Origin of the sequence: Vreelandella populi (assembly GCF_003989825.1) — a bacterium.
Taxonomy (GTDB): domain Bacteria; phylum Pseudomonadota; class Gammaproteobacteria; order Pseudomonadales; family Halomonadaceae; genus Vreelandella; species Vreelandella populi.
This window is the reverse complement of sequence record NZ_RZHE01000006.1, coordinates 315,964-338,044: the sequence shown is the minus strand read 5'-3', so window position 1 is coordinate 338,044 and position 22,081 is coordinate 315,964. Positions and strand designations below refer to the sequence as shown.

The window sequence follows — 22,081 nt, the reverse complement described above, 5'->3', positions numbered from 1 at the left end:
CAAGTGTAGACGCAGGGTTCAAACTTAGCGAACGCGTCTAGTCTTGTTAGACTTAGCGTTTAGGTTGTGGTTCACCCAGTTACGCCGAATTACCAAAAACCGAATTATCAAAAAACCGATTATCAAGAAATAGGGAAGGGAATCCATGTATAAACTGTTGCCGCCGTCGCTAATGCTGACGGGTCTTGCGGTCTCAAGCTCACTTTGGGCGCAAAACGAGACATCATCAATACAGGCATTGCCTACGGTTGAAGTGAGCGCACCGCGTTTGGCGCGCGAGCTTTACGCAACGCCAGCGGCGGTTTCCACCGTGGACCAGGAAGCCATTGCCCAGGGCCAGCAGCGTGTTAGGCTGGATGAAACGCTGGTCGGCGTCCCTGGGGTTTTTATTCAGAACCGCGATAACTTTGCCCAAGGCCAGCGGATTGCCATTCGGGGCTTTGGCGCCCGCGCCCCGTTTGGCGTGCGCGGTATTACGGTGATGGTCGATGGCATTCCTTATACTTTGCCCGATGGTCAGGCGCAGTTGGACGCCATTGATCTGGATAGCGCCGAGCGTATCGAGGTGATTCGTGGGCCTTCGTCGGTGCTTTACGGCAACGCCGCGGGCGGGGTGATCGATGTGACCACCGCCGATGGGCGCGAAAACCCGGGTACGCGCCTGCGAGTGGAAGCGGGTAGTGACGGGTATCGCAAGGCGTCCCTGCAAACCGGCGGCTCTCAGGGCGACTGGTCACACAACGTCAGCTTTTCAGCGCTCAATGTGGATGGCTACCGCGACCAGAGCTCGACGGAAAAATACCTGCTCAATGCCAAGCTGCGCCGCGAACTGGGCAGCGAACGGGCGCTGACGGCCATCGTCAATCTTCTGGAAAACCCGCGCTCGGAAGACCCCGGCGCGCTGAATGCCGGTGAGGTGGCTCGTGGGCGGCATCAGGCCGCGCCGAATTCGCTGGCACTGGATGCCGGGCAGAATGTCGATCAGCAGCTCATTGGTTTGCAGTATGAGGATCTGGCTGCGGGTCCCGGCGAACTCTACCTGAAGGGCTTTATCGCTCGGCGCGATTTTGAACAGCAGCTGCCTTACGTGGGTGACAGCCGCTTGGGTTATCAGCGCGACTATATGGGCGCAAGCGCCGAGTACCACCATGACATCATGCTTGGCGAGCTGCCGTTAAACTATGTAGCGGGGGTGGACGTGGCCCGCCAGGATGACGATCGCTTCCGACGCAACGTTAATGCCCAGGGCGGCGTAGGTGAGCAGGTGGCGGATGAAACCCAAACGGCAACCTCTACCGGGGTATTTGCTCAGGGTGATTTGGGACTCACCGAGCAGGTAACGCTTTCCCTGGGCGCGCGCTTTGACCGTGTGGATTTAGACATAGATGATCGATATATCTCTGAAGATGACGGTGACCAAAGCGGTGAGCGTACCTATAACGAGTGGAGCGGCTCTGCCGGGCTTAGCTACCGCTATCGCCCCCAGCATCAGGTGTATATCAACACAGGCACCGCTTTTGAAACGCCGACGTTCTCCGAGTTTGCCAACCCGGTTGGTGGCGGCTTCAACCCGTCCATTGAACCGCAAAAAGCCTGGAACCGTGAAGTCGGTATGCGTGGGTATATCGAACCGCTGGCCATGGATTACGACGTCGCCCTGTTCTCGGTGCGTGTACGCGATGAACTGGTGCCTTTTGATGAGGGCGGACGCACCTTTTATCAGAATGCGGGCGATACCAACCGAGATGGTTTGGAAGTGGCGCTTGGCTGGCAGTTTGCCGAGCAGTGGCGCTTAAACAGTGCGTTAACGCTCGCCCGCTATGAGTTCGACGACTTTGCCACGCCTACCGAGCGCTTTGACGGCAACCGCATCCCTGGCCTGCCCGAGCAGACCTGGGTGAACCAGTTAACCTGGGAAGGGCTGGCGCATCGCTTCGCCACGCTTGAAACTCAATACGTGGGTGACATGGTGGCCGATAATGCCAATGAAACGGAGATTGACAGCTATTGGCTGGTCAACCTGCGGGTAGGTGATGGCTGGCAACTGGGTGGCGATACGCTGTTAAACGCTTACGTAGGTGTGCGTAACCTGTTTGATGAAGATCACTATGCCAACGTGCGCTTGAACGGCACCTTTGGGCGTTACTATGAGCCGGCGCCGGGGCGAAGTGTCTATGGCGGCTTGGAAGTACGCTTTTAAGTCCTTGGAAAATAAAAATGCCAATAAAAACGGGCAGCCCAAGGGCTGCCCGTTTTCGTTTCGATTGACTATGCCGGTCGGTAGGTCTTACTCGGGTAAGGCGTAACCGATCACGTAGTCACCCATCAGGGTGCCAAAGGTGCCGTGGCCACCCGCCGTTACCACAACGTATTGACGGCCATCGGCGCCGGTATAGGTCATGGGGGTAGCCTGACCGCCCGCGGGTAGACGGGCTTTATAAAGCTCTTCACCGGTGGTGATATCGTAACCACGCAGGTACTGATCCAGCGTGCCCGACATAAAGGTAACACCGCCTGCGGTGGTCAGCGGACCGCCGAGTGCCGGAACACCCACTGGCAGGCCAATCGGCAAGCCAAGAGGCATGCTGTCGCGGGTGGTGCCGTTGCGATGTTTCCATACGACTTCCGCACTTTGCAGATCGATACCTGCTACATCGCCCCAAGACGGTGCTTGGCACGGCAGATCAAAAATCGACAGCAGAGGGCCTAGCTCAACGGCATAAGGTGCGCCAGTGTTGGGCTGAAGGCCCTGTTCACTGGCCGAACCCTGACCTTCTTCCACTTCGTCACGCGGAATCAGACGTGAAACGAAGGCGAGGTACTTGGCGCCGGTGAACAGTGCCTGGCGCTCAGGATCAACCGCGACGCCGCCCCAGTTCATCACGCCGACGTTACCCGGGTAAACAATGCTGCCTTCCAGTGACGGCGGCGTGTACTGGCCCTCATAGCGCAGTGAGTTGAACTGAATACGGCACATCATCTGATCAAAGGGCGATGCACCCCACATATCGCGCTCGGTAAGCGGCGGTGGCAATAGGTTCAGCGCTGAGCGTGGCTGGGTTTCTGCCGTCCAGTCGCCTTCAATTGCGCCTTGAGGGGCGGGGATTTCTTCAATCGGAACAATGGGCTCCCCGGTTTCACGATTGAGCACATACAGGCTGCCCTGCTTGGTCGGCTGAATCACCGCAGGTTGGGTGCCTTCATTGGTTGCCAGGTCAATCAGCACCGGTTGGGCCGGCATATCCATGTCCCACAGGTCGTGGTGGACAAACTGATAGACCCACGCCACCTGACCATCATCCAGGTTCAGCGCGACCAGGCCGGCACTGTAGGTTTCGTCGTTTTCGGTACGATCCGCGCCGTACTGGTCCGGCGTTGCGTTACCCATCGGCAGGTAGACAAGTCCCAAGTCTTCATCAACGCTAATGGGCGCCCATACGTTGGGTGAGTTGCGGGTATAGGTTTCATCGTCCGCTAGCGGCTCGGTTTCTTCAGGGTTGCCGCTGTCCCAGTTCCAGACCAGCTCGCCGGTGCGCACATCGAAGGCACGAATAACGCCAGACGGCTCATCGGTGGAGCTGTTATCGGTCACGTGGCCGCCCAAAATCACCAGATTTTCAGTCACCGTGGCCGGGGAGGTGGAGTAGTAGCCGCCCGGATCAAAACTGCCAATATTGCGCGTCAGATCCACTTCGCCGTTTTCACCAAATCCTTCACAGGGCTCGCCGGTATCCGCGTTGAGCGCGATCAGGCGGGCATCGGCGGTAGGTAGGTAAAGGCGCCGTGGGCACATGACGTCAGTCTGGCTGATAATTGCCGAAGGCGCGTTTTCACCCTCATCCGTGGCGGTGGCTTCAAAGCCGCCCAGCAGCGAAACGTCGATGTCAAAGGCATCGCTGTCAGCAAAAAGCGCGGAAGTCTCAGCGGTAGTATCAGTGTCAACGTCGGCGCTTTCATCACCGCTGGTGGCGTAGTTGGCTGCATCATAATAGGCCAGGCCGCGGCAGGTCATGTGCGCCCAGCCGGAGAAGTCGTCGGCGCCCTGGGTGCTGATTTGTGGGTCGAATTCCCAGATCGTTTCACCGGTTTCCGGGGAAAGCGCCATGGCACGACTGTGCGATGTGCAGATGTACAGGCTGTCGTTAACTTTCAGCGGCGTATTCTGGTTAGTGATTTCCGGCGGGGCGTTGGGGCGGGGCTCGTCGCCGGTCTGAATGCGCCATACTTCTTCGAGTTCACCAATGTTTTCCGGGGTAATCTGGCTCAAAGATGAGTAGTGCGTGCCTGCATTGGTGCCGCCGTAGGCCGGCCAATCATCGCCCGCCACTTGGGCCGGGTTTACATCGCCACTTGCACGGTTCTCAGCTAGGGTGCCCTCTATCTGGGCCGGGTCATCCATCAGGCTGGCAATGGCCACCACGATGGCAGCGGCAATGCTGGCCGTCAGCGCAAGGCTTCCGCCGCGAGAGTGAAGCGGTTTGCGCCACCAGGGCAGCAGCATGATAATGCCGATGAGCGCAAGAATGGCGACGCGGGGCACCAGCTGCCACCAATCCAAGCCGACTTCCCACAGCGCCCAAAGCAGTGTGGCAATTAAAATTACGGCGTAAAGCCAAAGCGCAGCGCCGCGGCGCATAGCAAGCAAAATGCCGGTAGCCGCAATACCAATGCCGGCAATTAGGTAATAGGCGCTACCGCCCAGACTGATAAGCTTGCCGCCGCCGATAGCGAGCGCTAAACCAGCAACAACAAGAAAAAGGCCTAGAAGCAAGGCAGGCCATTTACCCCGAGCTCGCGTGTTTTCATCCATGAGAGTTCCCCTGTTAGCAACGTATTAAGGGCTAGCGGGCGGTGGGGCCAGCTAACCGCTGGCAACGTGCGTTAACCCATCATTCGGTGCAAACGATGGGTTAAAACACATTGGTCTGACGGTCATTTTAATTATCAATTCGCTTTTGGTCGAACTGATTTGAGAATAAACCCTGGCCAAAAAGCCAGACCGCCCGAAAAGAGGGCGGCCCTGCACGTCAGCCAAGCAGTACAAGCTTGAAAACAGTGATGTCAGTCTCAGTCCGTCACTTTAACCAGCATTTTGCCAGTGTTACCGCCTTCGAACAGTTCCAGAAACGCATCGGGCGTGCTTTCCAGCCCTTCTTTAACCGTTTCTTTATAGTCGATGTCACCGGCAACGACTTGAGGCGTTACTTCCTTTAGAAACTCGGGATAGTGATCCCAGTGATCCGCCACGATAAAGCCCTGCATCCGAGCCTTGCGCACCACCATTTGCGACAGGTTACTGGGCCCCGGCGCGGGTTTTTCGGCGTTATAGGTATCGATCATGCCGCACACGGCAATGCGCGCGCCTTCATTGAGCTGGCTAAGCGCCGCTTCCAGGCAGATACCACCTACGTTTTCGTAATACACATCAATGCCTTCTGGGCTTGCCAGGCGGATAGCATCACTGAGTTCCTGGGCGCCCCGGTCTTTGTAGGTGACAGGCTCCACGCCCAACGATTCAAGCCAGGCAAGCTTGTGCGCCGCCCCGGCGATGCCTATCACATGGCAGCCCTTGGCCTTGGCCAGCTGAACCACCAATGAACCTACTGCGCCGCTGGCGGCGCTGACCAGCACGTTATCGCCGGGGCGGCATTCGGCAATCAGGTTTAGGCCTGTCCAGGCAGTCATGCCGGGCATGCCCAGCACGCCCAAGTAGGCCTGTTCGGGCACATCGGCGCTGGGCAGCGGGTAAACGCCTTCCGCGGAGATCTGCGCAATATCGCGCCAGCCACCCATGTGGCTCACGATATCGCCCTCTTTCAGGCGCTCATCGTTGGAGGCGATTACTTCGCCAATCGCGCCGCCTTCCATGGGCTGGCCAAGGCGGAAAGGCGCTACATAGGTGTGTTGACCGCTCATGCGGCCACGCATGTAGGGGTCCACGGAAAGCCAGCGATTACGAATGCGCACTTCGCCCCGATTGAGCTCGGAGAGTTCCTGAGTTTCCAGGGTAAACAGCCCGCGCTCGGGCAGGCCGTTGGGGTAGGCGGTAAGGGTAAAATAACGTGATTGCATGGGTGCCTCCTGCAAAGCCATGTCGGATCAATGTACTTGCAGCATAGAGATCATTAACCTGCTTGCAAGTTCGTTATTTTTTTAGCGGTGCAACAGGCAATCAAAAAAATAGGGCGCTCTGAAAAAGAGCGCCCTATGGAGGTATCTATCATGCGTAACAGCAATTGCGTTGAGCGTCTAAGGGGTACCACACACTTGGCGGGTGTGTTATCCGTTAATCCAGCAACGTGACCATAACAGGAGCGGTACCTCTGCGCAGCATGCCCAGCTTGCGCGCTGCCTGTTTGGAGAGATCAATTATCCGCCCTTGAACAAACGGACCACGATCATTGATCAGTACTTCCACTTCTTGGCCCGTATCGGGGCGGGTCACCAGCACTTTCGTACCAAACGGCAGGCTTGGATGTGCGGCTGTCAGTGCCTGTTGATCGAAGGCTTCACCACTGGCTGTCAAAGCGCCTTGAAAACGGTCACTGTAATAGGAAGCAACGCCTTCCTGTGCATCTATATCGTTGGCAAACGCGTTATTTGCTGTAAAGGCTATGAGCAGTACAGCTAAACAACTCGTTCGGAGTAGTCGTTTAGGGGCTCCCATTGGAGTACCTCAGTTATTCGTGTCGAGAGTCTCGCAAGTATCAATGAGGTGCCGGATAGGCTAGGGGATGGTAACGCGCTCTTTAAAGCTCAGCAAGCTTTAAGACGTTCGATGCAATTGGCTCCAAAGTTGCGTATTTTTTACCTTCCCAGTTATGCCCTTGCATTTCAGCGGCTTAATGCGGTGCGCTCGAGCTGTATTAGAGCGTCATTTGGTACCTTAAAACGATGACTTTCATTGGGTCTTTTTCCTAACATTGCGTATTATCGCCTGCCTTAACCATTGCCACTCTTCAAGGACGCACTCATGGCCAAGTCTTCTCCTTTAGCATTAGTGCTTGTTGCAGTAGGGGGTGCTGTTGTCGGTTTTTTAGCCGCACAGACCATTTCCGCTGATGCTTCTTCATCATCTTCGGATGCGCAGACAGCCGAACAAACCACAACCGCGGATGCATTGGTGGGCCTGGATAACGTCACTCTCGGTGAGCGTATGCGAGGGGAAATCACGTCGGGCGATCTGCTTAACGGAAACGACGGAAGCCGCTATGACCGTTATGTGATTCATCTTGAAGAGGGCGATCTGGTCGAGTTCAGCCTGCGCGGCGCGCTAAATGGTATTGTTGCGCTATATGATGACCAGCTTCAGCTGTTGAGCAACGCACCCACTGCGCGCCATCGTGCTGAGCAAGCGGGTGATTACATGGTCGTAGTCAGCGGTGCCGATAGCAGTAGCTACGGCCCCTATACGCTGAACAGTCGGGTCGTCGAGATAAGCGATAGCGATGTATTGACGGTTGATGCTCCGCTGGACAGCTGGCTGGACAATACATCCAGAGCGTTTACGCTGACCATTGAAGAAGCTGGCATGTACCAGCTGGAAATGCGCTCTGATGAATTCGATGCTTATCTGGAGCTTGAGGGGCCGAACGGTTATTACCGGGAAGACGATGATAGCGCCGGTAATCTGGATGCTCGAATTTCAGACTTTCTGGCGCCGGGTGACTATACGGTAACTGCGCGTACGCCCTATAACGAAGGTAGTGGCCTTTTTACGCTGTCGGTTGAGCCGCGAGAGCTGCCCGGTGACGGCGAACTGCGTAACGACGGCTCCATCGCGCCCAACGACTCGCTAAACGGCTGGTACAGTGGCCAGGATCTTACCTACCAGGTAGAAGTCGAAGAAGCCGGCATGTATCAAATCGATATGGGATCCAGCGATGTGGATGCCTATCTAGTGCTTGAAGGCCCTAACGGTTATTACCGTGAAGATGACGACAGCGGCGGTAATCTGGATGCACGCATTGCCGACTTCCTGGAGCCGGGCACTTACCAGCTAACCGCACGTACCGCTTACGGTAGCGACAGCGGCCTGTTCACCATTACCATGGCGCCTCATCATCTGCCTGAGGGCGTTGAGCTGCGAAATGAGGGGGCTATAACACCTGACGAGACCATCAGCGGCTGGTTTAACGGTGAACCGCTGGTTTATGAGCTTGAACTGGATGAAAGCTCGCTGGTAACGCTGGATATGCGCTCCAGTGATTTCGATGCTTACCTTGAGCTTGAAGGCGAGGGCGTTGCCTACAGCGACGACGATGGCGGCTCTGGCACTGATGCGCGTCTGCAGCAGCAACTGCTGCCAGGCAGCTACCGTGTACTCGCACGTGGCTTTAGCGCCCAGGGTAGCGGATTGTTCGAATTGGAAGTCAGCGCCGAGCCCACCCAAATGCAGCCCAGCATGTAAGCGGTTAGCGAACTGGTGATTGATACGCCCTTGTCCACTAAGTGGGCAGGGGCGTTTAAGTTTGGGCTACTCTCAATCTTTAACGTACGACACGGCCGTATTACAAGAAGGTAAGGGAGGATGTATAGCCGCTGGAAGGTAGCTGGCTTGCGAAATTCAATGTCTATGAAATCGCACCCTACGCCGTGGGGCAGCCAGAACTTACGATCTCGCTAGAGGCGTTGAAAGGGATTGCTGAGCCGCGCTAATTGGGACAGTAAACTGATATAAAGCAGCTATGCTGATAAAGGCGTTATACGTAAGGGCAGAGGCGAAGGGCCAAGGTTGCAAGTTTCAAGCTGCTGCTCGGGCCATTAAAACAAATAGGCATGGATTGCGATGAGTCACTTACTGGAAGCACGCCGCTGGGTACGCCTGGCCATTGTTAACGCACAGGGTGAACTGCTGCTGTTTTGCTCACAAGATGAACAGCAGTCAAAGCGGTGGTGCGCCCCCGGAGGCCTATTAATCCCAGAAGAGGATTATCCTGCCGCTGCACGACGTGTTCTTGAAGAAACCACCCGGCTTGACTGCCCCCTAGGACCTCTTTTGCGCGAGCGCGAAGGGCGTGAGGAAGAGATTGATAGTGAAGCGTCAGATGCTGTTGACCGCTGGTGCGAACGTTACTTTCTAGTACGTTGCCCCAATGCTATGGATATAGAGGTTGATAGTGACGCCTTTCAGTCGGCTGGCGCCGCCTACCGGTGGTGGCCTATGGCTGAAATGTTTGAAGAAGCCAGTGATACCTTTGAACCCGCCTGGTTACCTGAGCTGCTGGCCAGCGTACTGACCAGCGAACCACCGTTACCATCAGGCCTACCGGCCAGCGTTTAGGCAACCAATCACCACCAGCAGGGCAGCGGTAGGCAAGCGCCAGTCGAGTACGCTGACACCTGCAAGCACCAGTAAAAGTCCTGCCAGAATGGGCACGCCGTAGGCAAGGCTGCCCACCAGGCTTGCATGACCCCAACGTAGCGCTTTATCCCAGGCCACCATGGCCACGCCGTATGGCCCTAAACCTAATGCCACGCCAGCCAGCAGCGCTTCACCGCTTGGGAGAACCAGTTGGCCTTCAAACCCCACACTTACAAGCGTGGTAATTGCGCAGGCAATCAATAGCATGCGCGGCAGTAAGGGGGTAATGGAAACCGGTGCTGCCTGGCTTAACCAGGAGTAGAGTGCCCAACAGCAGGCAGCCAGCAAGGCCAAGCCATAACCTACGGTAGCCCCGCCCAAGCCGCTGCTTAACGCCTGGGGTACCAGCAGCAGCGCGGCGCCTGAGAAGGCAATCAACGCGCCTGTCACGCCCGCCAAGCGCAGCTTTCCTAAGCGGCTCCACTGGCTTAAAAGCACAAACAGTACCGGCCAGGTATAGGTAATTAGTGCAGCCTCAGCGGCTGGGGCTAACCGCATGCCGATAAAGTAAGTGCTTACTGCGCCCAGTATCAATAAAGGAATGCCTGCCCAGATGCCAAGCTGCCAGCCCCGGCTGCAGCTGGCAACATTCACGCGGCGGCTTAACGGCAGCGTGGCAAGCGCCCCGGCCAACAGCGTTAACGCCGTGAGCTGAAGCGGTGAAGAAGTATGCGCGCGTTCGGCAAGTAGAGGCGCCACGCTCCACAGGATGACGGCGACCAAAGCGGCGCCAACGCTGTACCAACGAGGAAACACAATAGGGGAGTGAGTGCGTTGCATGAGCGGTCTCCTTGCCTAGAACATGTGCAAAGCAGCATACTCGCCAACAAAACATCACAATATCGATCTTTTTTGATAGCTTTGATCACGATAGGTGATATATGCGCGCACCCACGTTAGACCTTACCCTGCTGCGTACGCTGGTAGCGATCGCGGATACGGGCAGCGTTACCGCAGCGGCTAAGCGCTTGTCTTATACTCAGTCAACGGTGAGTATGCAGTTGCAGCGGCTGGAGGCTCATTTAGCGTTAAGCCTGCACGAGCGTGATGGGCGCAGACTCAGGTTCACACCCGATGGTGAGCGTTTACTCACCCATGCGCGGCGCCTTCTGGCCCTCAATGATGAAGCCTGGAGTGATATGCAGGCCCAGCAGGTAACCGGTGACTTAACACTTGGAATCCCCGAGGATTACGCCTCGCTGCTGCCATCGGTATTTGCCTACTTTCATCAGCTTTACCCAGCCGTGGGGCTGAAGGTTATCTGTGGTACGAGTGCTCATCTGGTCGAGCAGGTAAAAGCCGCCGAGCTTGACTTGGCCCTGGTAACCCGCCAGCGCAACTCGCCGGGTGGGGACGTTATCCGCCGCGAACCGCTGGTATGGGCGGTAGGGGTTAACCAGCAGCCTTTGCTTAGCGACCCCATACCGCTGGCCCTTTACTCGCCCGGCGCTGACGTGTTCAGGGAGGTAGCCGAGCAGGCCCTGCAGGGGGCCGGACGTAACTGGAGGGTGGCTTATACCAGCCAGTCCATGGCCGGGCTTGCGCCCATCGTGATTGCCGGGCTTGCAGTGGTGGTGGTGACGCGCAGTATGTTGACGCCTTCGCTGCGCCCGCTGGATGAAAGCAGCGGCCTGCCGGCCCTGCCCATGATCGAGCTGGCGCTGCACCGTGCCCCCCATCGGCCATCAGAGCCTGCAAGGCGCTTGGGCGAGCTGATACGCGAACAGTTAGCCGCGCCAAGTGAAGCGGTATGAGGCGGCAGGTTTTCCTTTCTAGCGTTGAGGGATTAATCGGCTAACGTTAGCAGGACTGAACTAGACTGAATGCCAAAGAATCTTGTCATTAGGAGCGCTGAATGCACGAGCTGGACCACTATATTTATCCACACCGGGTACTCCACTGGCTGGTGGCCGGGGCCGTGCTGCTGGCGCTGGCCAGTGGTTTTACCGTCGGAACGCTGGGATATGAGCGCACCTTTGATTTGATCGGCAATACGCTCACAAACCTGCTTTACACCAGCCATAAGACGCTGGGCGTGACCATCTTGCTGCTGATGACCTTACGTGTCATCACACGCATCGCCTTTGTCGTGCCCGACCATGACCCGCCCCTGAATGCCTTTGAACGGATAGTCAGTACCAGCGTGCATCATCTTTTATATCTAGCATTGATCGTCATGCCGCTACTCGGCTGGGCGGCAACCGCCACCGGCGGTTATCCGATCGAGTTCTTTAAGTGGCACCTGCCAGGGCTTATGGGTGAGCATCCGGCGCTTTCCAGCCAGCTTTATACCTGGCATGAGCGTATCGGCTGGGCCATTTTGGTATTGACCGTCCTCCACGTGGCAGGGGCGCTATTTCATTGGCGTATCAAACGCGATACGGTCGCCAAACGCATGAGCCTGTTTGATTGAAGAATAACCGTAACGGTGCGCAGGGAGCGAAACCACCATGGGCCAGCAGATCGCGTTTATTATTGGCTTAGCCGCTGTGCACGTGTTTGCCAACAAGCTTCGAAAGCTTAGCGCTGTACCGCGTAGCGCTTGGCTTTCGTGGGCAGGCGGCATATCGGTTGCTTACGTTTTCATCCATGTCTTCCCTGCCTTGAGCGAAGCCCATCAAACCATCAATGACCACGGGCTGCTGGCAATTCTTGAGCATAATGCGTATATCGTCGCGCTTATCGGCCTGGCCGCATTTTACGGGCTTGAGCAGGTAGCCACCCGGCATTCCCAACCTTACCAGCATGGCGTCAAGACCAACTTTCGAAAGCTTGAGGGCGTTTTCTGGATACATGTAGGATCTTTCTCGCTGTATAACGCGCTCATCGGTTATTTGCTGGTTTATCGCGATAACCACTTTCCTGACGTTGTGTTCTTTTTTTTGGCCATGAGCGCGCATTTTCTGGTTAATGACCATGGGCTGGTGCGCCATCATCGCGAGCGTTACCTGGCGAGAGGGCGGTGGGTGCTGGCCAGTGCCGTAGTGGTAGGCTGGTTGGTAGGTGTCATCGTTGAAGTAACCGAAGCTTTTGTCAGTCTACTCTATGCGTTTGTGGCTGGCGGCTTGGTACTTAACGTGCTTAAAGAGGAATTGCCTGAAGATCGACGCAGCCGTTTCTGGCCGTTTGCAGTAGGGGTGGCAGGTTGCACCGTACTGCTAATATTCGCTGAACCCTAAGGCGCCTGGTTTCTGCCTATCCTCGCCTTTCCTGGAGACTACCTACCTGCACGGTACTCTGAGCCAAATGTTATAACCTGCCAAGGTAAATGAAAATCACTTTGTTTATTGACTTGGCAGGTTAGTGCGTCACAATTCGCCGCCTATACTGCTGTAGGGAAGCGCTCATGGAGCTGTTACAGGTCGTTTTTCGTCATTATCGCTGGCCGTTTCTAGGGGCCATCGGCCTGAGCCTGTTCAGCGCGGGCCTGGGGGTCGGGGTGATCGCCTTTATCAACCAGCGCCTGATTGAAGTAGGAAGTCCGCTTTCTGCGCTACCCCAGTTTCTGGGTCTTTTAACGGTGTTGCTGGCGGTGACGCTGGGTACGCAGCTGGCGCTCACCCTACTGGGCCATTACTTTGTCTATGACCTGCGTTCAAGGTTGGTTAAACGCATCCTGGATACGGATATCGAACGCCTTGAGCAACTCGGTAATGCTACGTTGCTGGCAAGCCTTTCAAGCGATGTACGCAATATCACGATTGGTTTCGTGCGCTTGCCGGAGCTTGTTCAAGGCGTGGTGCTGACGCTTGCTTCTATTGCCTATCTCGCCTGGCTTTCACCGCAAATGGTCGTCATCACCGTGGTGTGGATTGCTTTTACCATGGGCATCGGTTGGGTACTGGTTTCCAAGGTGTATCGTCACTTCAACCTGGTGCGGGAAAGCGAAGACCGTTTATACAAGGATTACCAATCGGCGATTGAAGGACGCAAGGAGCTCACGCTAAACCGCGATCGGGCAAAGCGCTTCTTCGATGAAACCTTCACCCAAAATGCACGGGATTACCGCTACCATATTATTCGGGCCGACACGTATCACCTGAGTGCGGGCAACTGGTCGAATATCATGATGCTGGGTGCGATCGGCGTGGTGTTTTTCATGGCCAATGGGCTTGGTTGGGCAAGTCCCGCCGTTGCCGCTACCTTTGCCTTGACCCTGCTATTTTTACGCACACCGCTCATTCAGGCGATTGGTGCCTGGCCGACGCTGATTAGCGCTCAGGTGGCATTTGATAAACTGGCAAGCCTGGAACTTGCTGAATACCAGCCGGGCTTTGCAGTCGATGACACCTTTGCGTCCTGGCAGCGTCTGGAGCTTGTTGAGGTTACCTACCGCTACCCTGCAAGTGAACAGGGCGATGGATTTCATGTTGGGCCTGTCAATTTGACCCTTAAACGAGGGGAGCAGGTGTTCCTGATTGGCGGCAATGGCAGCGGTAAATCCACATTGGCGCGCCTGTTAACCGGTTTGTACCAGCCGCAAAGCGGACATATCAAGGTGGATGGGCAAACACTTACGCCCGCGCAGTGGCAGGGATTTCGAGCTCGGTTCGCCAGTGTGTTTACCGACTTTCATCAGTTTGACCTGGCGATGGGTCCTGATGGTCAGAAGGCCGACCCGGCACTGGTAGAAACCTGGCTTGAGCGGCTGCAAATGCAGCATAAGCTTCAATGGGAGGGTAATCGTGTAATCAATACCCAGCTATCCCAAGGGCAGCGCAAGCGCCTGGCACTTCTTTTGGCTATCGCCGAGGAACGGGACATTCTACTGCTCGATGAGTGGGCCGCCGATCAGGATCCGCAGTTCAGGCGGCTGTTTTACCGTGAGCTGCTGCCACACCTTCGTGATATGGGGAAAACGGTCTTTGCGATCAGTCACGATGACAGCTACTTCATGCACGCGGATCGCTTGCTGGAAATGTCCCAGGGACAGTTGCATGAGCTAACCGGCGCACAGCGCGATCTGGCAAGCCAGGATGCGGTAGCCCAGATTGCTACCTGATGACTTGGCAGCCTTTAAGTGGCTCGTTTACGGGCCACTCGGTCACATCCCTCCAGCGGGCAGTTACTGCACACGCTGAATTCATCCAGCAAATAGCGCAGGCAGCAAAGCTTGCGCACCTGCTTTACTTCATCGCTATCTTTGGGCGTGTACGTGCGCACCGGCTCGAATAGCGGGTTACGCTGGCCGTCAATATGGCGGGATTCCAGCAGTACTCGTGCAGCTTTAAGAGCCTCCTGGTTCACCTCAGGATACTCGGCAAGCACGTTTACATAGTAATTCAGGTAGCCACCAGCATTGCTCCAGAACACACGCGGCGCAGTGCCTGAAATGGCGGCCAAGCGTTCAATTAGCGGTACCCAGTGCTGAGTAATCAATTTGGCAAAGCGCTCGCTAGAGTCTTGTGTCTCCAACAGCGCGCCTTCATGGGGCAGCCAAAGCTGCTTGGTGCATCCCTCTTCATTAAAAATGACGTGCACATCATCAAGCTCTACCGGCAAGTCGCGGTTAAGTAAAAGATGAGAGGCTAGGGTAGGTACGGTAAGCGCGCTGAAATGCCATTTTGACCATAACGAGGTAATAGCACGCTTGTCTCCACCAGGATAGCGGGCAGCGTAGCGCTCCAGGTCTTGCTCCAGCAGTGCCGTATTGCGCCAGCGCGAGGCTTTGATCGCACCTGCCGGTGGCATGCCGCCGATCAGAGGCGGGGTAAACAGCACCAGTGCCCCTTGGTAACAGTCGGCGAGCGTGGGCAAGACATGTTCAGATATAGCGTGATCTGAATGATGCAGAGCTAGCGGCGGCATAACGAAACTCCCGAACGTGAGCTCTTTTAAAGCTCAAGCACACCTGCGTAAAGTCTGATAACGAATACATTGCGTTAACGCAGGTTGAAAGTGAGTAGGTCAGCTTAATCGATAATGCTTATCAGTTGAAGTGTTAGTTGCGAATCAATACGTTTTACAAAAAACTGCACTATTGTGCCACTGCGATATGGTGATCGCCATTGGGGTGCTTCATGACCTGCATGGGCAGCCCATAGATAGCTTCGAGGGTGCTGTTACGCATCATGTCGTTTGGGGTGCCGTGGGCAAGTAAGCGTCCGCTGTGCAGAGCCATCAGTTCATCGCAGTAGCGAGAGGCCATGTTGATATCGTGCAATACGATAATGACGCCCAGATCAAGCTCATCGCAGAGCTTGCGAATGAGTGCAAGGACTTCCATCTGGTGGGCGATATCCAATGCGGCCAGCGGCTCATCAAGCAGCAGAAAGCGGCTGCCTTGCGCCAATAGCATGGCGAGCCAAACGCGCTGGCGTTCACCGCCGGAAAGGGTATCGACCAAGCGGTCAGCAAAGGCTTCGGTATGAGTGAGCGCAATGGCGCGTTCGATCGCGTCTGTATCTTTCTGGTTATGGCGGCCCAATAAGCCGTGCCATGGATAACGGCCGAAGGCGACCAGTTCGCGCCCTGTCAGGTTTTCAGCGCTGGGCAAGTGCTGGGGGAGGTAGGCCACCTGACGCGCAAACTCCCGGCTGCCCCAGGCGCTTAGCGGGCGTTGGTCAAAATGGATCTCGCCCTCGCTGACGAATTGCTGCTGAGCGAGCAGTTTGATCAAGGTCGATTTTCCCGAGCCGTTATGGCCAATCAGGCCGTACACCTTGCCTTCGTGAAACGTATGATTAATAGGCTGCAGTAAGCGTTTGCGGTTAATCACAAACGTTGCATCCTGAACTTCAAACATAAGTGGCTCCTAACAGCAAAATGGCAGCAGGATTGGCTGTTTAGCGCCTAATTGTAGTGGTAATACTTATCATTTAGAATCGCGAGCCTGAATTTATTTTTCTAGCTCTTTTCGCCTGCTCGGGTTTTGCCAATGATATTGCTAGTTGACGCTTTCTTTAAGGTTGCTGAAGGACCATCACTTCCATGCTAGCCCGTCGGTATCACAATACGCCCGCCAAAGCCTGTCTGCTACTCAGCTTGCCGTTGATCGTGCTGCTGATACTGGCCTTGCAAGCGCAAGGGGGTATTGGACACAGCGTTCAGGCGCTTCTTACTCCAGATGTCACTCAGGTTGATGAGTTGCTACTGCATTTTACCTGGTGGCCGCGTCTTGCAATCGCGCTACTGGCTGGCGGCGGACTGGCCCTGGCGGGCGTGCTGATGCAGCAGGTATTGCGCAATCCGCTTGCCTCTCCAACCACACTAGGCGTGGCATCTGGCGCCAATCTTGCACTCATGGCCGCCACGCTTATGGCGCCGGGATTGTTGATGGTGGGGCCGGAGTGGGTTGTCCTGGCAGGCGGTGGGCTGGCAATGGGATTGGTATTTGCCCTGACCTGGCGCCGAGGGCTTGCGCCCGTTGTGGTGGTGTTGGCAGGGCTAGTGGTCAACCTTTACCTAGGCGCGCTTTCAACCGCGCTTTTGCTGTTTAATCATGAAACCCTGGCAGGGCTATTGATTTGGGGAGCGGGGTCGCTTGCTCAAAGTGGTTGGGATGGAGTTGTCTCCTTATGGCCCCATCTGGCCATCAGTGTCGTGGCCGCATGGCTGCTGTTACGCCCTCTGGCCGTACTGGAACTGGACGATGCCAGCGCCAAAAGCTTAGGTGTTTCGCTCAAATATCTGCGCTTTGCAGGCCTTGGGCTTGCGGTGTTTATTACCGGTAGTGTGGTTAGCGTTGTCGGCATTATCGGCTTTATAGGCTTGGCAGCGCCCAATATTGTGCGCATGGCCGGGGTCCGCCGACTAGGCAGCCGACTACTCTGGTCTACGCTCTTGGGTGCGGTTCTACTGGCAACTACTGATCTTTTGCTGCAGCGCTTTTCGGGCTTGCTGACAACACTGATTCCCACCGGGGCGATTACCGGTGCGTTGGGTGCGCCGCTGTTGTTATGGCTAATTCCTCGATTGAAGCTTCAAGGCGACCGGCCGCCTCAGCCTCCCAGCATGCTGGTAAGCCGCCATCCAGCGCCGTATCGCTTGGCGATTGGGCTGCTGGTGGCGTTACTGGCTGCCGCGTGCCTGGGGCTGTTGTCAGGCCAGGGCGCCAACGGCTGGGGATGGATCAGCCCGTTCAACTGGAACGTGATGGAGTGGCGCCTACCCCGCGTCATGGCGGCCGCTGCCAGTGGCCTGATGCTGGCAATCGCCGGTACGGTATTGCAGCGTCTGTCTGCTAACCCCATGGCAAGCCCCGAAGTGTTGGGTATCAGCGGAGGCTGTGCTATCGCGCTGATACTGGGTATTTATTTGCTGCCCGCCCCAAGTAACCTGGCGCTGATTGGTATCGGGACATTGGGCGCGCTGGCTACGCTACTGGTACTGGTTGTCTTGAACCGTCGCAGTGGCTTTGTGCCCGAGCGGCTGCTGCTCAGTGGCGTGGCGATCAGCGCCCTGTTTGATGCAGTGCGCAGCGTGCTGCTGTCGGGCGGTGATCCGCGTGGCCAGCAGGTGATTGCGTGGCTGGCAGGGTCTACCTATTACGTTGATGTTACCAGTGCCGTGGTGGTGGGCAGCCTAGCTGCCGGGCTTGCGCTGGTAGCGCTTCCGTTTAGCCGCTGGCTAGATATCCTCCCCCTGGGCGCGCCGATGGCTCAAGCGCTGGGTGTTACCTTGAACCGGGCACGATTAGGGCTGCTATTGCTGGTTGCGCTATTAACCGCATGCGCCACGCTGGTGGTCGGGCCGCTTTCATTTATCGGCCTGCTGGCCCCCCATATGGCGCGCCTTGCGGGGTTTTCGCGCGCTCGACAGCACCTTGTGGGTGCTGCGCTCATCGGCATGCTGCTAATGGTGTTGGCTGACTGGGTGGGCCGCCAGGTCATGTTCCCTTATGAGATACCGGCAGGCCTCGTTGCCTCGCTCATTGGCGGGGCTTACTTTATGTGGGGCCTGCGGCGTCTCTAAGCCGTTAGTATCCAAATATTAAGCTCAGGCAACGGCGTGCTGCTTGAAATAGGCTGTCATCACATCGAGCACCTTGTCGATATCAGCATCATCAATATCGCGGTGCACGACAAGACGCGTGGCATATAAAAGCTCGATTAAAATATCGTGCTGTTTAAGCCAAGTGGAAAGGGGCCGCACGTGCTCTTCTGAAATGCGCACAAACAGCATGTTGGTTGCTTGAGATGTCACCTCGACACCGGGGAGGGCGGCCAGACCTTCGGCCAGACGTGCCGCGCGGCGGTGGTCGTCGGCCAGATCCTGCAGATTGTGGTCAAGCGCATACTGGCAGGCGGCGGCGATGATGCCTGCCTGACGCATCCCCCCACCTACCACTTTACGCCAGCGGCGGGCGCGCTCAATAAGCGTGCGCGAACCAACCAGTGCCGAGCCGATCGGCGTACCCATGCCTTTCGAGAAGCACAGCGATACGCTGTCAAAGGGGCGGCATAACTGTTCAAGCGGCACCTGACTTGCAACGGCTGCATTGAAAATCCGCGCGCCGTCCAAGTGCGTTGCCAAGCCTCGGGAGCGGGCGAGCTCGGTGGCTTGATGAACGTAGGCTTCCGGCAACACTTTACCGCCGATGGTATTTTCCAAGGCCAAAAGGCGCGTGCGGGCGAAGTGAAAATCATCTTGCTTGATGGCTTCGCTGATTTTCTCCAGTGGCAGGCTACCGTCGCTGGCATTTTCAATCGGCTGCGGCTGAATACTGCCAAGCACCGCAGCGCCGCCCCCTTCATAGCGATAAGTGTGAGCAGATTGGCCGACGATATACTCGTCACCGCGTTCGCAATGAGCCATCAGGCCTACCAGATTGCTCTGGGTGCCGCTTGGGAACAGCAACGCCGCCTGCTTGCCTGTTAAAGTGGCAAGGTGCTCCTGAAACGCATTTACCGTTGGGTCATCACCCCAAACATCGTCACCTGTGGGGGCACTCATCATGGCTTCTAACATGGCGGCGCTTGGGCGAGTGACCGTATCGCTACGCAAATCAATCATGAAATTTTCCTTTATAAATAAGTGATTTTTACGATGATTAGCTCTTGGCATAGCTATGCATAACTCTGGGGTACTTAACACTAAAGGAATAGTTAACAGGCCGATGAACAGATATGCCAGGTCACCACCGGCTCCACCTGAGCAGCAGCAAGATCGGGCAGCAGAAACAACCAGAGCTGAACATAGCGCCGGTACAAATTACATATACATCAAGTAGCCCAAGTTGCGTTTTAGTTTTTCTATAAATTTTGCTGTTTTAATGACTTGAAAATGCAGCGAGTTTCCAGCGTTTACTGAGCTTGCCCAAAATACGCATGCCAGCAATGCTGTTGCCGCTATTATCTAGTGCAGGGCCAATGACGCCAACTCCCATACGGCCTGGAACGACGGCCATAATGAATCCGGAAATTCCGCTTTTTGCAGGGATCCCCACGTCTACCGCAAACTCACCAGAGCTCTGATACATACCGGTAGCAAACATCAGCGTCAGTACAATATGCACGTTATCAGGAGCAATCAATTGCTCATCTGAACCAGGGGCCTTACCGTTATTAGCAAATACAGCCGCAATACGTGCAAGATCGACACAGCTCATTTCTATAGAGGTCTGCTTCATATAAGGTAAAAGGCTATCTTCCTCGCTGCCGGACACTACACCGTGACTACGCATATAATAAAAAAGCGCCCGGTTTAAGTCCTTTTCTTCTGCCTCATACATGTCGTGGTTGTAATCAATAGCGGGGTTATCAGCCAGACGCCGGATAAAGTCACGCAGGCGGATAAAGCGCTCTTCGCCGTCAGCACCCTGAATCATTGAGGTGACTGCAATGGCACCCGCGTTTATCATCGGGTTTGAAGGGACGCCCTTATCTCCTTCTTCAAGAGCAGCTATAGAGTGAAACGGGTCGCCTTTAGGTTCTTTGCTCACATGCTGAAAGATTTTCTCGGCTCCCACATCTTCCAGCGCAAGCGCTAACGCCAGTGCTTTGGAAACACTTTCCAACGGTAATACTTCGTCAGCATTGCCGCCTTTTCTGACTTTTCCCTCGGAGCTGGTGACGCAGACACCAAACATCTCTTTATCAGCCATACCAATTTCTTCCATGAAAGAGCTCATGCTGCCATCATGGTCGTGGTTCTGCTCTTCCTCTACTACCTGCTGTAAATAGGCTTCAATATCGTCATTGATATTTTCCATACGGCTAGCTCCTTATGGGGTATTCACGTTTACGGTGACGTTTGCATTGCTCCTTTTCTGCCTCGGTAGGTTCTGGCGCATCGGATTGTGAATTAGTCTGTTGTTCAGATATAAAAAGCTCCTTTGATGTTTAGAGCAGTTAATAGAAGTGTGGTCAGCCTGACGAAGCTGTCAATGCAAAGTCCTTTTGCTAGTGTGAAAGGGCACATCCAACTGCAGAAAACAGTCTCTATACCGGCCTCTTTAAAGAAGCGGTCTATTTTCCGGTTCACATCAACAGTGAGATGGCGATGAGGGCATACCCGAGCGTCGCGATGATCGGGCGCTGGAAAGGGCTCAAGGGCTGATTTACAAGATAAAGGGACTCTGGCCGACGCTAACAACTAACCTTACATTTAGCTGGTGCGCGTTTTGGTTGAGGGCGGAAGCACCCGCTAGCAGCGCTATTTTCTTTTAAACGCCACAATTAAGCCACGTAGTGGGTTAATTAAGCTATTAATTAGCCAATAGCCCACTACACGATGAGAGCAGCACCCATGAATCACCTACTTTTTTTACGTGCGCTGGAGCGTAGCGATCTGCGTTTCGTGCATGAATTAAATAATAATCAAAGCATCATGTCGTACTGGTTTGAAGAGCCATACGAATCGTTTGATGAACTCGAAGAGCTATATAACAAGCATATTCATGACAATGCCGAAAGGCGCTTTGTGGCAGAAGATAGCGCGGGGGTTGCCATTGGATTGGTGGAACTGATTGAAATCGACTACATCCACCGTAGTGCAGAATTTCAGATTATTGTGACGCCCGACCACCAGGGAAAAGGTTTTGCTCGCTCGTTGATCCGTCAGGCCCTGCATTATTCCTTTACCATCTTGAATATTCACAAGGTGTTTTTGATTGTTGCCGTGGAAAACGTCAAAGCGATCCATCTTTATGAAGAGAGCGGGTTTATCGAGGAAGGGCACCTGGTTCAGGAGTTCTTTATCAATGGCAAGTACCGGGATGTAAAACGCATGTATATCCTGCAGGAGACTTATCTACAAGCGCTGGAGCATAACGAGGTCTAGGTTACCAGACTCTAAAAAAATAACGCCTCATCATGAGGCGTTGATTCAAATATTACCGCAAAGCGCTTACAGCTGGCGCATATAAGCAGCCAGCGCATCGAACGCAGCGCGCTGGTCTTGGGCACATTGGCCCCATACTTTCATAATATCTTCACTAGTGGCCGGATATTGCGTTGTTGAGTGTTGCATGGCATGCACTCCTTTTCAGTAATTTATCAAAAGTTCTTATTATGGCAATGATTAATGCACCGCAGCATATGCCGCGAGGCGTGATAGTAGGCGCTTTTTGATCTTGTATCTAGTCAAAAAGATGTAGGTAAAAAGCTATACCTTGTAAGCAATTGCTTACAAGAAAGTCATTAGCTGCCTATATAATTGAATGGAAAAGGATTTCATAATAAATAAAAAAGCCAGAATTTCTTCTGGCTTCGATAAGTTTTTTTCTAAACCGCGAGGAAAACTAGGTGGTTAGCCTAAATAGTCTGCCAATGCCGT

19 protein-coding genes are annotated in these 22,081 nt (G+C 55.0%); 10 read left to right on the top strand and 9 right to left on the bottom strand.

The genetic code is table 11. The features are described from left to right. Window positions 1-145 precede the first annotated feature (145 nt). Complete coding sequence (locus ELY25_RS06565; protein WP_126950482.1) at window positions 146-2,200, top strand: TonB-dependent receptor family protein; 2,055 nt, start codon at window positions 146-148, stop codon at window positions 2,198-2,200. Between the two features lie 87 nt (window positions 2,201-2,287). Here ELY25_RS06565 and ELY25_RS06560 read toward each other — a convergent pair whose 3' ends face one another. From ELY25_RS06560 to ELY25_RS06550, 3 genes are all read right to left on the bottom strand, one after another. After that, window positions 2,288-4,810 (bottom strand): glucose/quinate/shikimate family membrane-bound PQQ-dependent dehydrogenase, encoded by a 2,523-nt coding sequence (locus ELY25_RS06560; protein WP_126950481.1) that lies wholly within the window; start codon window positions 4,808-4,810, stop codon window positions 2,288-2,290. 257 nt (window positions 4,811-5,067) lie between these two features. Further along, window positions 5,068-6,072 (bottom strand): NADP-dependent oxidoreductase, encoded by a 1,005-nt coding sequence (locus tag ELY25_RS06555; protein WP_126950480.1) that lies wholly within the window; start codon window positions 6,070-6,072, stop codon window positions 5,068-5,070. A 214-nt stretch (window positions 6,073-6,286) separates the two neighbouring features. Continuing rightward, entirely contained in the window at window positions 6,287-6,667 is a 381-nt protein-coding gene (locus ELY25_RS06550; RefSeq protein ID WP_126950479.1) for a septal ring lytic transglycosylase RlpA family protein, read from the bottom strand. Window positions 6,668-6,973: 306 nt separating this feature from the next. Between ELY25_RS06550 and ELY25_RS06545 the strand changes: the two genes are divergently transcribed. The 3 genes from ELY25_RS06545 (at window position 6,974) to ELY25_RS06535 (ending at window position 9,283) form a co-directional block, all read left to right on the top strand. Beyond that, entirely contained in the window at window positions 6,974-8,410 is a 1,437-nt protein-coding gene (locus ELY25_RS06545) for a hypothetical protein (RefSeq protein WP_126950478.1), read from the top strand. A gap of 131 nt (window positions 8,411-8,541) precedes the next feature. Beyond that, window positions 8,542-8,658, top strand: a complete 117-nt coding sequence (locus tag ELY25_RS18175) for an RsiV family protein (protein WP_126950827.1) — start codon at window positions 8,542-8,544, stop codon at window positions 8,656-8,658. 130 nt (window positions 8,659-8,788) lie between these two features. After that, window positions 8,789-9,283, top strand: a complete 495-nt coding sequence (locus ELY25_RS06535) for an NUDIX domain-containing protein (protein WP_126950477.1) — start codon at window positions 8,789-8,791, stop codon at window positions 9,281-9,283. Here the strand turns inward: ELY25_RS06535 and ELY25_RS06530 are convergent. Then, window positions 9,266-10,144 (bottom strand): DMT family transporter, encoded by an 879-nt coding sequence (locus tag ELY25_RS06530; RefSeq protein ID WP_126950476.1) that lies wholly within the window; start codon window positions 10,142-10,144, stop codon window positions 9,266-9,268. The two genes, ELY25_RS06535 and ELY25_RS06530, sit on opposite strands and share 18 nt — an antisense overlap. A gap of 101 nt (window positions 10,145-10,245) precedes the next feature. Between ELY25_RS06530 and ELY25_RS06525 the strand changes: the two genes are divergently transcribed. The 4 genes from ELY25_RS06525 to ELY25_RS06510 all read left to right on the top strand — a co-directional run bounded on the left by ELY25_RS06525 (window position 10,246) and on the right by ELY25_RS06510 (window position 14,366). Beyond that, window positions 10,246-11,118, top strand: a complete 873-nt coding sequence (locus tag ELY25_RS06525) for a LysR substrate-binding domain-containing protein (RefSeq protein ID WP_126950475.1) — start codon at window positions 10,246-10,248, stop codon at window positions 11,116-11,118. A gap of 101 nt (window positions 11,119-11,219) precedes the next feature. Beyond that, window positions 11,220-11,777 carry a cytochrome b gene (locus ELY25_RS06520; protein ID WP_126950474.1) on the top strand — a complete coding sequence of 186 codons (558 nt, stop codon included), beginning with the start codon at window positions 11,220-11,222 and terminating at the stop codon, window positions 11,775-11,777. A gap of 37 nt (window positions 11,778-11,814) precedes the next feature. Further along, the gene (locus tag ELY25_RS06515; protein ID WP_126950473.1) at window positions 11,815-12,543 is read left to right on the top strand and encodes a hypothetical protein; all 729 of its coding nucleotides are present in this window, start codon (window positions 11,815-11,817) and stop codon (window positions 12,541-12,543) included. Window positions 12,544-12,710: 167 nt separating this feature from the next. Further along, window positions 12,711-14,366, top strand: a complete 1,656-nt coding sequence (locus ELY25_RS06510; protein ID WP_126950472.1) for a multidrug ABC transporter permease/ATP-binding protein — start codon at window positions 12,711-12,713, stop codon at window positions 14,364-14,366. Between the two features lie 14 nt (window positions 14,367-14,380). Here ELY25_RS06510 and fhuF read toward each other — a convergent pair whose 3' ends face one another. Both fhuF and ELY25_RS06500 read right to left on the bottom strand, forming a co-directional pair. Beyond that, on the bottom strand, window positions 14,381-15,172 hold the full coding sequence (gene fhuF, locus ELY25_RS06505) for a siderophore-iron reductase FhuF (RefSeq protein WP_126950471.1): 792 nt from the start codon (window positions 15,170-15,172) through the stop codon (window positions 14,381-14,383). A 169-nt stretch (window positions 15,173-15,341) separates the two neighbouring features. Continuing rightward, entirely contained in the window at window positions 15,342-16,109 is a 768-nt protein-coding gene (locus ELY25_RS06500; RefSeq protein ID WP_126950470.1) for an ATP-binding cassette domain-containing protein, read from the bottom strand. Between the two features lie 185 nt (window positions 16,110-16,294). On the opposite strand from ELY25_RS06500, the gene fhuB reads away from it, so the two are divergent. Then, the gene (gene fhuB, locus ELY25_RS06495; RefSeq protein ID WP_126950469.1) at window positions 16,295-18,277 is read left to right on the top strand and encodes a Fe(3+)-hydroxamate ABC transporter permease FhuB; all 1,983 of its coding nucleotides are present in this window, start codon (window positions 16,295-16,297) and stop codon (window positions 18,275-18,277) included. Window positions 18,278-18,301: 24 nt separating this feature from the next. Here fhuB and ltaE read toward each other — a convergent pair whose 3' ends face one another. Continuing rightward, window positions 18,302-19,318, bottom strand: a complete 1,017-nt coding sequence (gene ltaE, locus ELY25_RS06490; RefSeq protein ID WP_126950468.1) for a low-specificity L-threonine aldolase — start codon at window positions 19,316-19,318, stop codon at window positions 18,302-18,304. A 256-nt stretch (window positions 19,319-19,574) separates the two neighbouring features. After that, the gene (glsA, locus tag ELY25_RS06485; protein WP_126950467.1) at window positions 19,575-20,516 is read right to left on the bottom strand and encodes a glutaminase A; all 942 of its coding nucleotides are present in this window, start codon (window positions 20,514-20,516) and stop codon (window positions 19,575-19,577) included. A 536-nt stretch (window positions 20,517-21,052) separates the two neighbouring features. Between glsA and speG the strand changes: the two genes are divergently transcribed. Then, window positions 21,053-21,586 carry a spermidine N1-acetyltransferase gene (gene speG, locus ELY25_RS06480; protein ID WP_126950466.1) on the top strand — a complete coding sequence of 178 codons (534 nt, stop codon included), beginning with the start codon at window positions 21,053-21,055 and terminating at the stop codon, window positions 21,584-21,586. Window positions 21,587-21,652: 66 nt separating this feature from the next. On the opposite strand, the gene ELY25_RS18095 is transcribed toward speG, so the two are convergent. After that, window positions 21,653-21,775: a hypothetical protein gene (locus ELY25_RS18095; protein ID WP_260579423.1), complete on the bottom strand. Its 123-nt coding sequence runs from the start codon at window positions 21,773-21,775 to the stop codon at window positions 21,653-21,655. Between the last annotated feature and the right edge of the window lie 306 nt (window positions 21,776-22,081).

Bases quoted from the DNA above. Each gene is read 5' to 3' on its own strand.
- ELY25_RS06530 (WP_126950476.1), bottom strand. From the start codon at position 10,144: ATGCAACGCACTCACTCCCCTATTGTGTTTCCTCGTTGGTACAGCGTT.
- ltaE (WP_126950468.1), bottom strand. From the start codon at position 19,318: ATGATTGATTTGCGTAGCGATACGGTCACTCGCCCAAGCGCCGCCATG.
- ELY25_RS06560 (WP_126950481.1), bottom strand. From the start codon at position 4,810: ATGGATGAAAACACGCGAGCTCGGGGTAAATGGCCTGCCTTGCTTCTA.
- ELY25_RS06565 (WP_126950482.1), top strand. From the start codon at position 146: ATGTATAAACTGTTGCCGCCGTCGCTAATGCTGACGGGTCTTGCGGTC.
- ELY25_RS06520 (WP_126950474.1), top strand. From the start codon at position 11,220: ATGCACGAGCTGGACCACTATATTTATCCACACCGGGTACTCCACTGG.
- ELY25_RS06515 (WP_126950473.1), top strand. From the start codon at position 11,815: ATGGGCCAGCAGATCGCGTTTATTATTGGCTTAGCCGCTGTGCACGTG.
- ELY25_RS06525 (WP_126950475.1), top strand. From the start codon at position 10,246: ATGCGCGCACCCACGTTAGACCTTACCCTGCTGCGTACGCTGGTAGCG.
- ELY25_RS06535 (WP_126950477.1), top strand. From the start codon at position 8,789: ATGAGTCACTTACTGGAAGCACGCCGCTGGGTACGCCTGGCCATTGTT.
- ELY25_RS06510 (WP_126950472.1), top strand. From the start codon at position 12,711: ATGGAGCTGTTACAGGTCGTTTTTCGTCATTATCGCTGGCCGTTTCTA.
- ELY25_RS06550 (WP_126950479.1), bottom strand. From the start codon at position 6,667: ATGGGAGCCCCTAAACGACTACTCCGAACGAGTTGTTTAGCTGTACTG.
- ELY25_RS18095 (WP_260579423.1), bottom strand. From the start codon at position 21,775: ATGCAACACTCAACAACGCAATATCCGGCCACTAGTGAAGATATTATG.
- fhuB (WP_126950469.1), top strand. From the start codon at position 16,295: ATGCTAGCCCGTCGGTATCACAATACGCCCGCCAAAGCCTGTCTGCTA.
- speG (WP_126950466.1), top strand. From the start codon at position 21,053: ATGAATCACCTACTTTTTTTACGTGCGCTGGAGCGTAGCGATCTGCGT.
- ELY25_RS06500 (WP_126950470.1), bottom strand. From the start codon at position 16,109: ATGTTTGAAGTTCAGGATGCAACGTTTGTGATTAACCGCAAACGCTTA.
- fhuF (WP_126950471.1), bottom strand. From the start codon at position 15,172: ATGCCGCCGCTAGCTCTGCATCATTCAGATCACGCTATATCTGAACAT.
- ELY25_RS06555 (WP_126950480.1), bottom strand. From the start codon at position 6,072: ATGCAATCACGTTATTTTACCCTTACCGCCTACCCCAACGGCCTGCCC.
- ELY25_RS06545 (WP_126950478.1), top strand. From the start codon at position 6,974: ATGGCCAAGTCTTCTCCTTTAGCATTAGTGCTTGTTGCAGTAGGGGGT.
- glsA (WP_126950467.1), bottom strand. From the start codon at position 20,516: ATGGAAAATATCAATGACGATATTGAAGCCTATTTACAGCAGGTAGTA.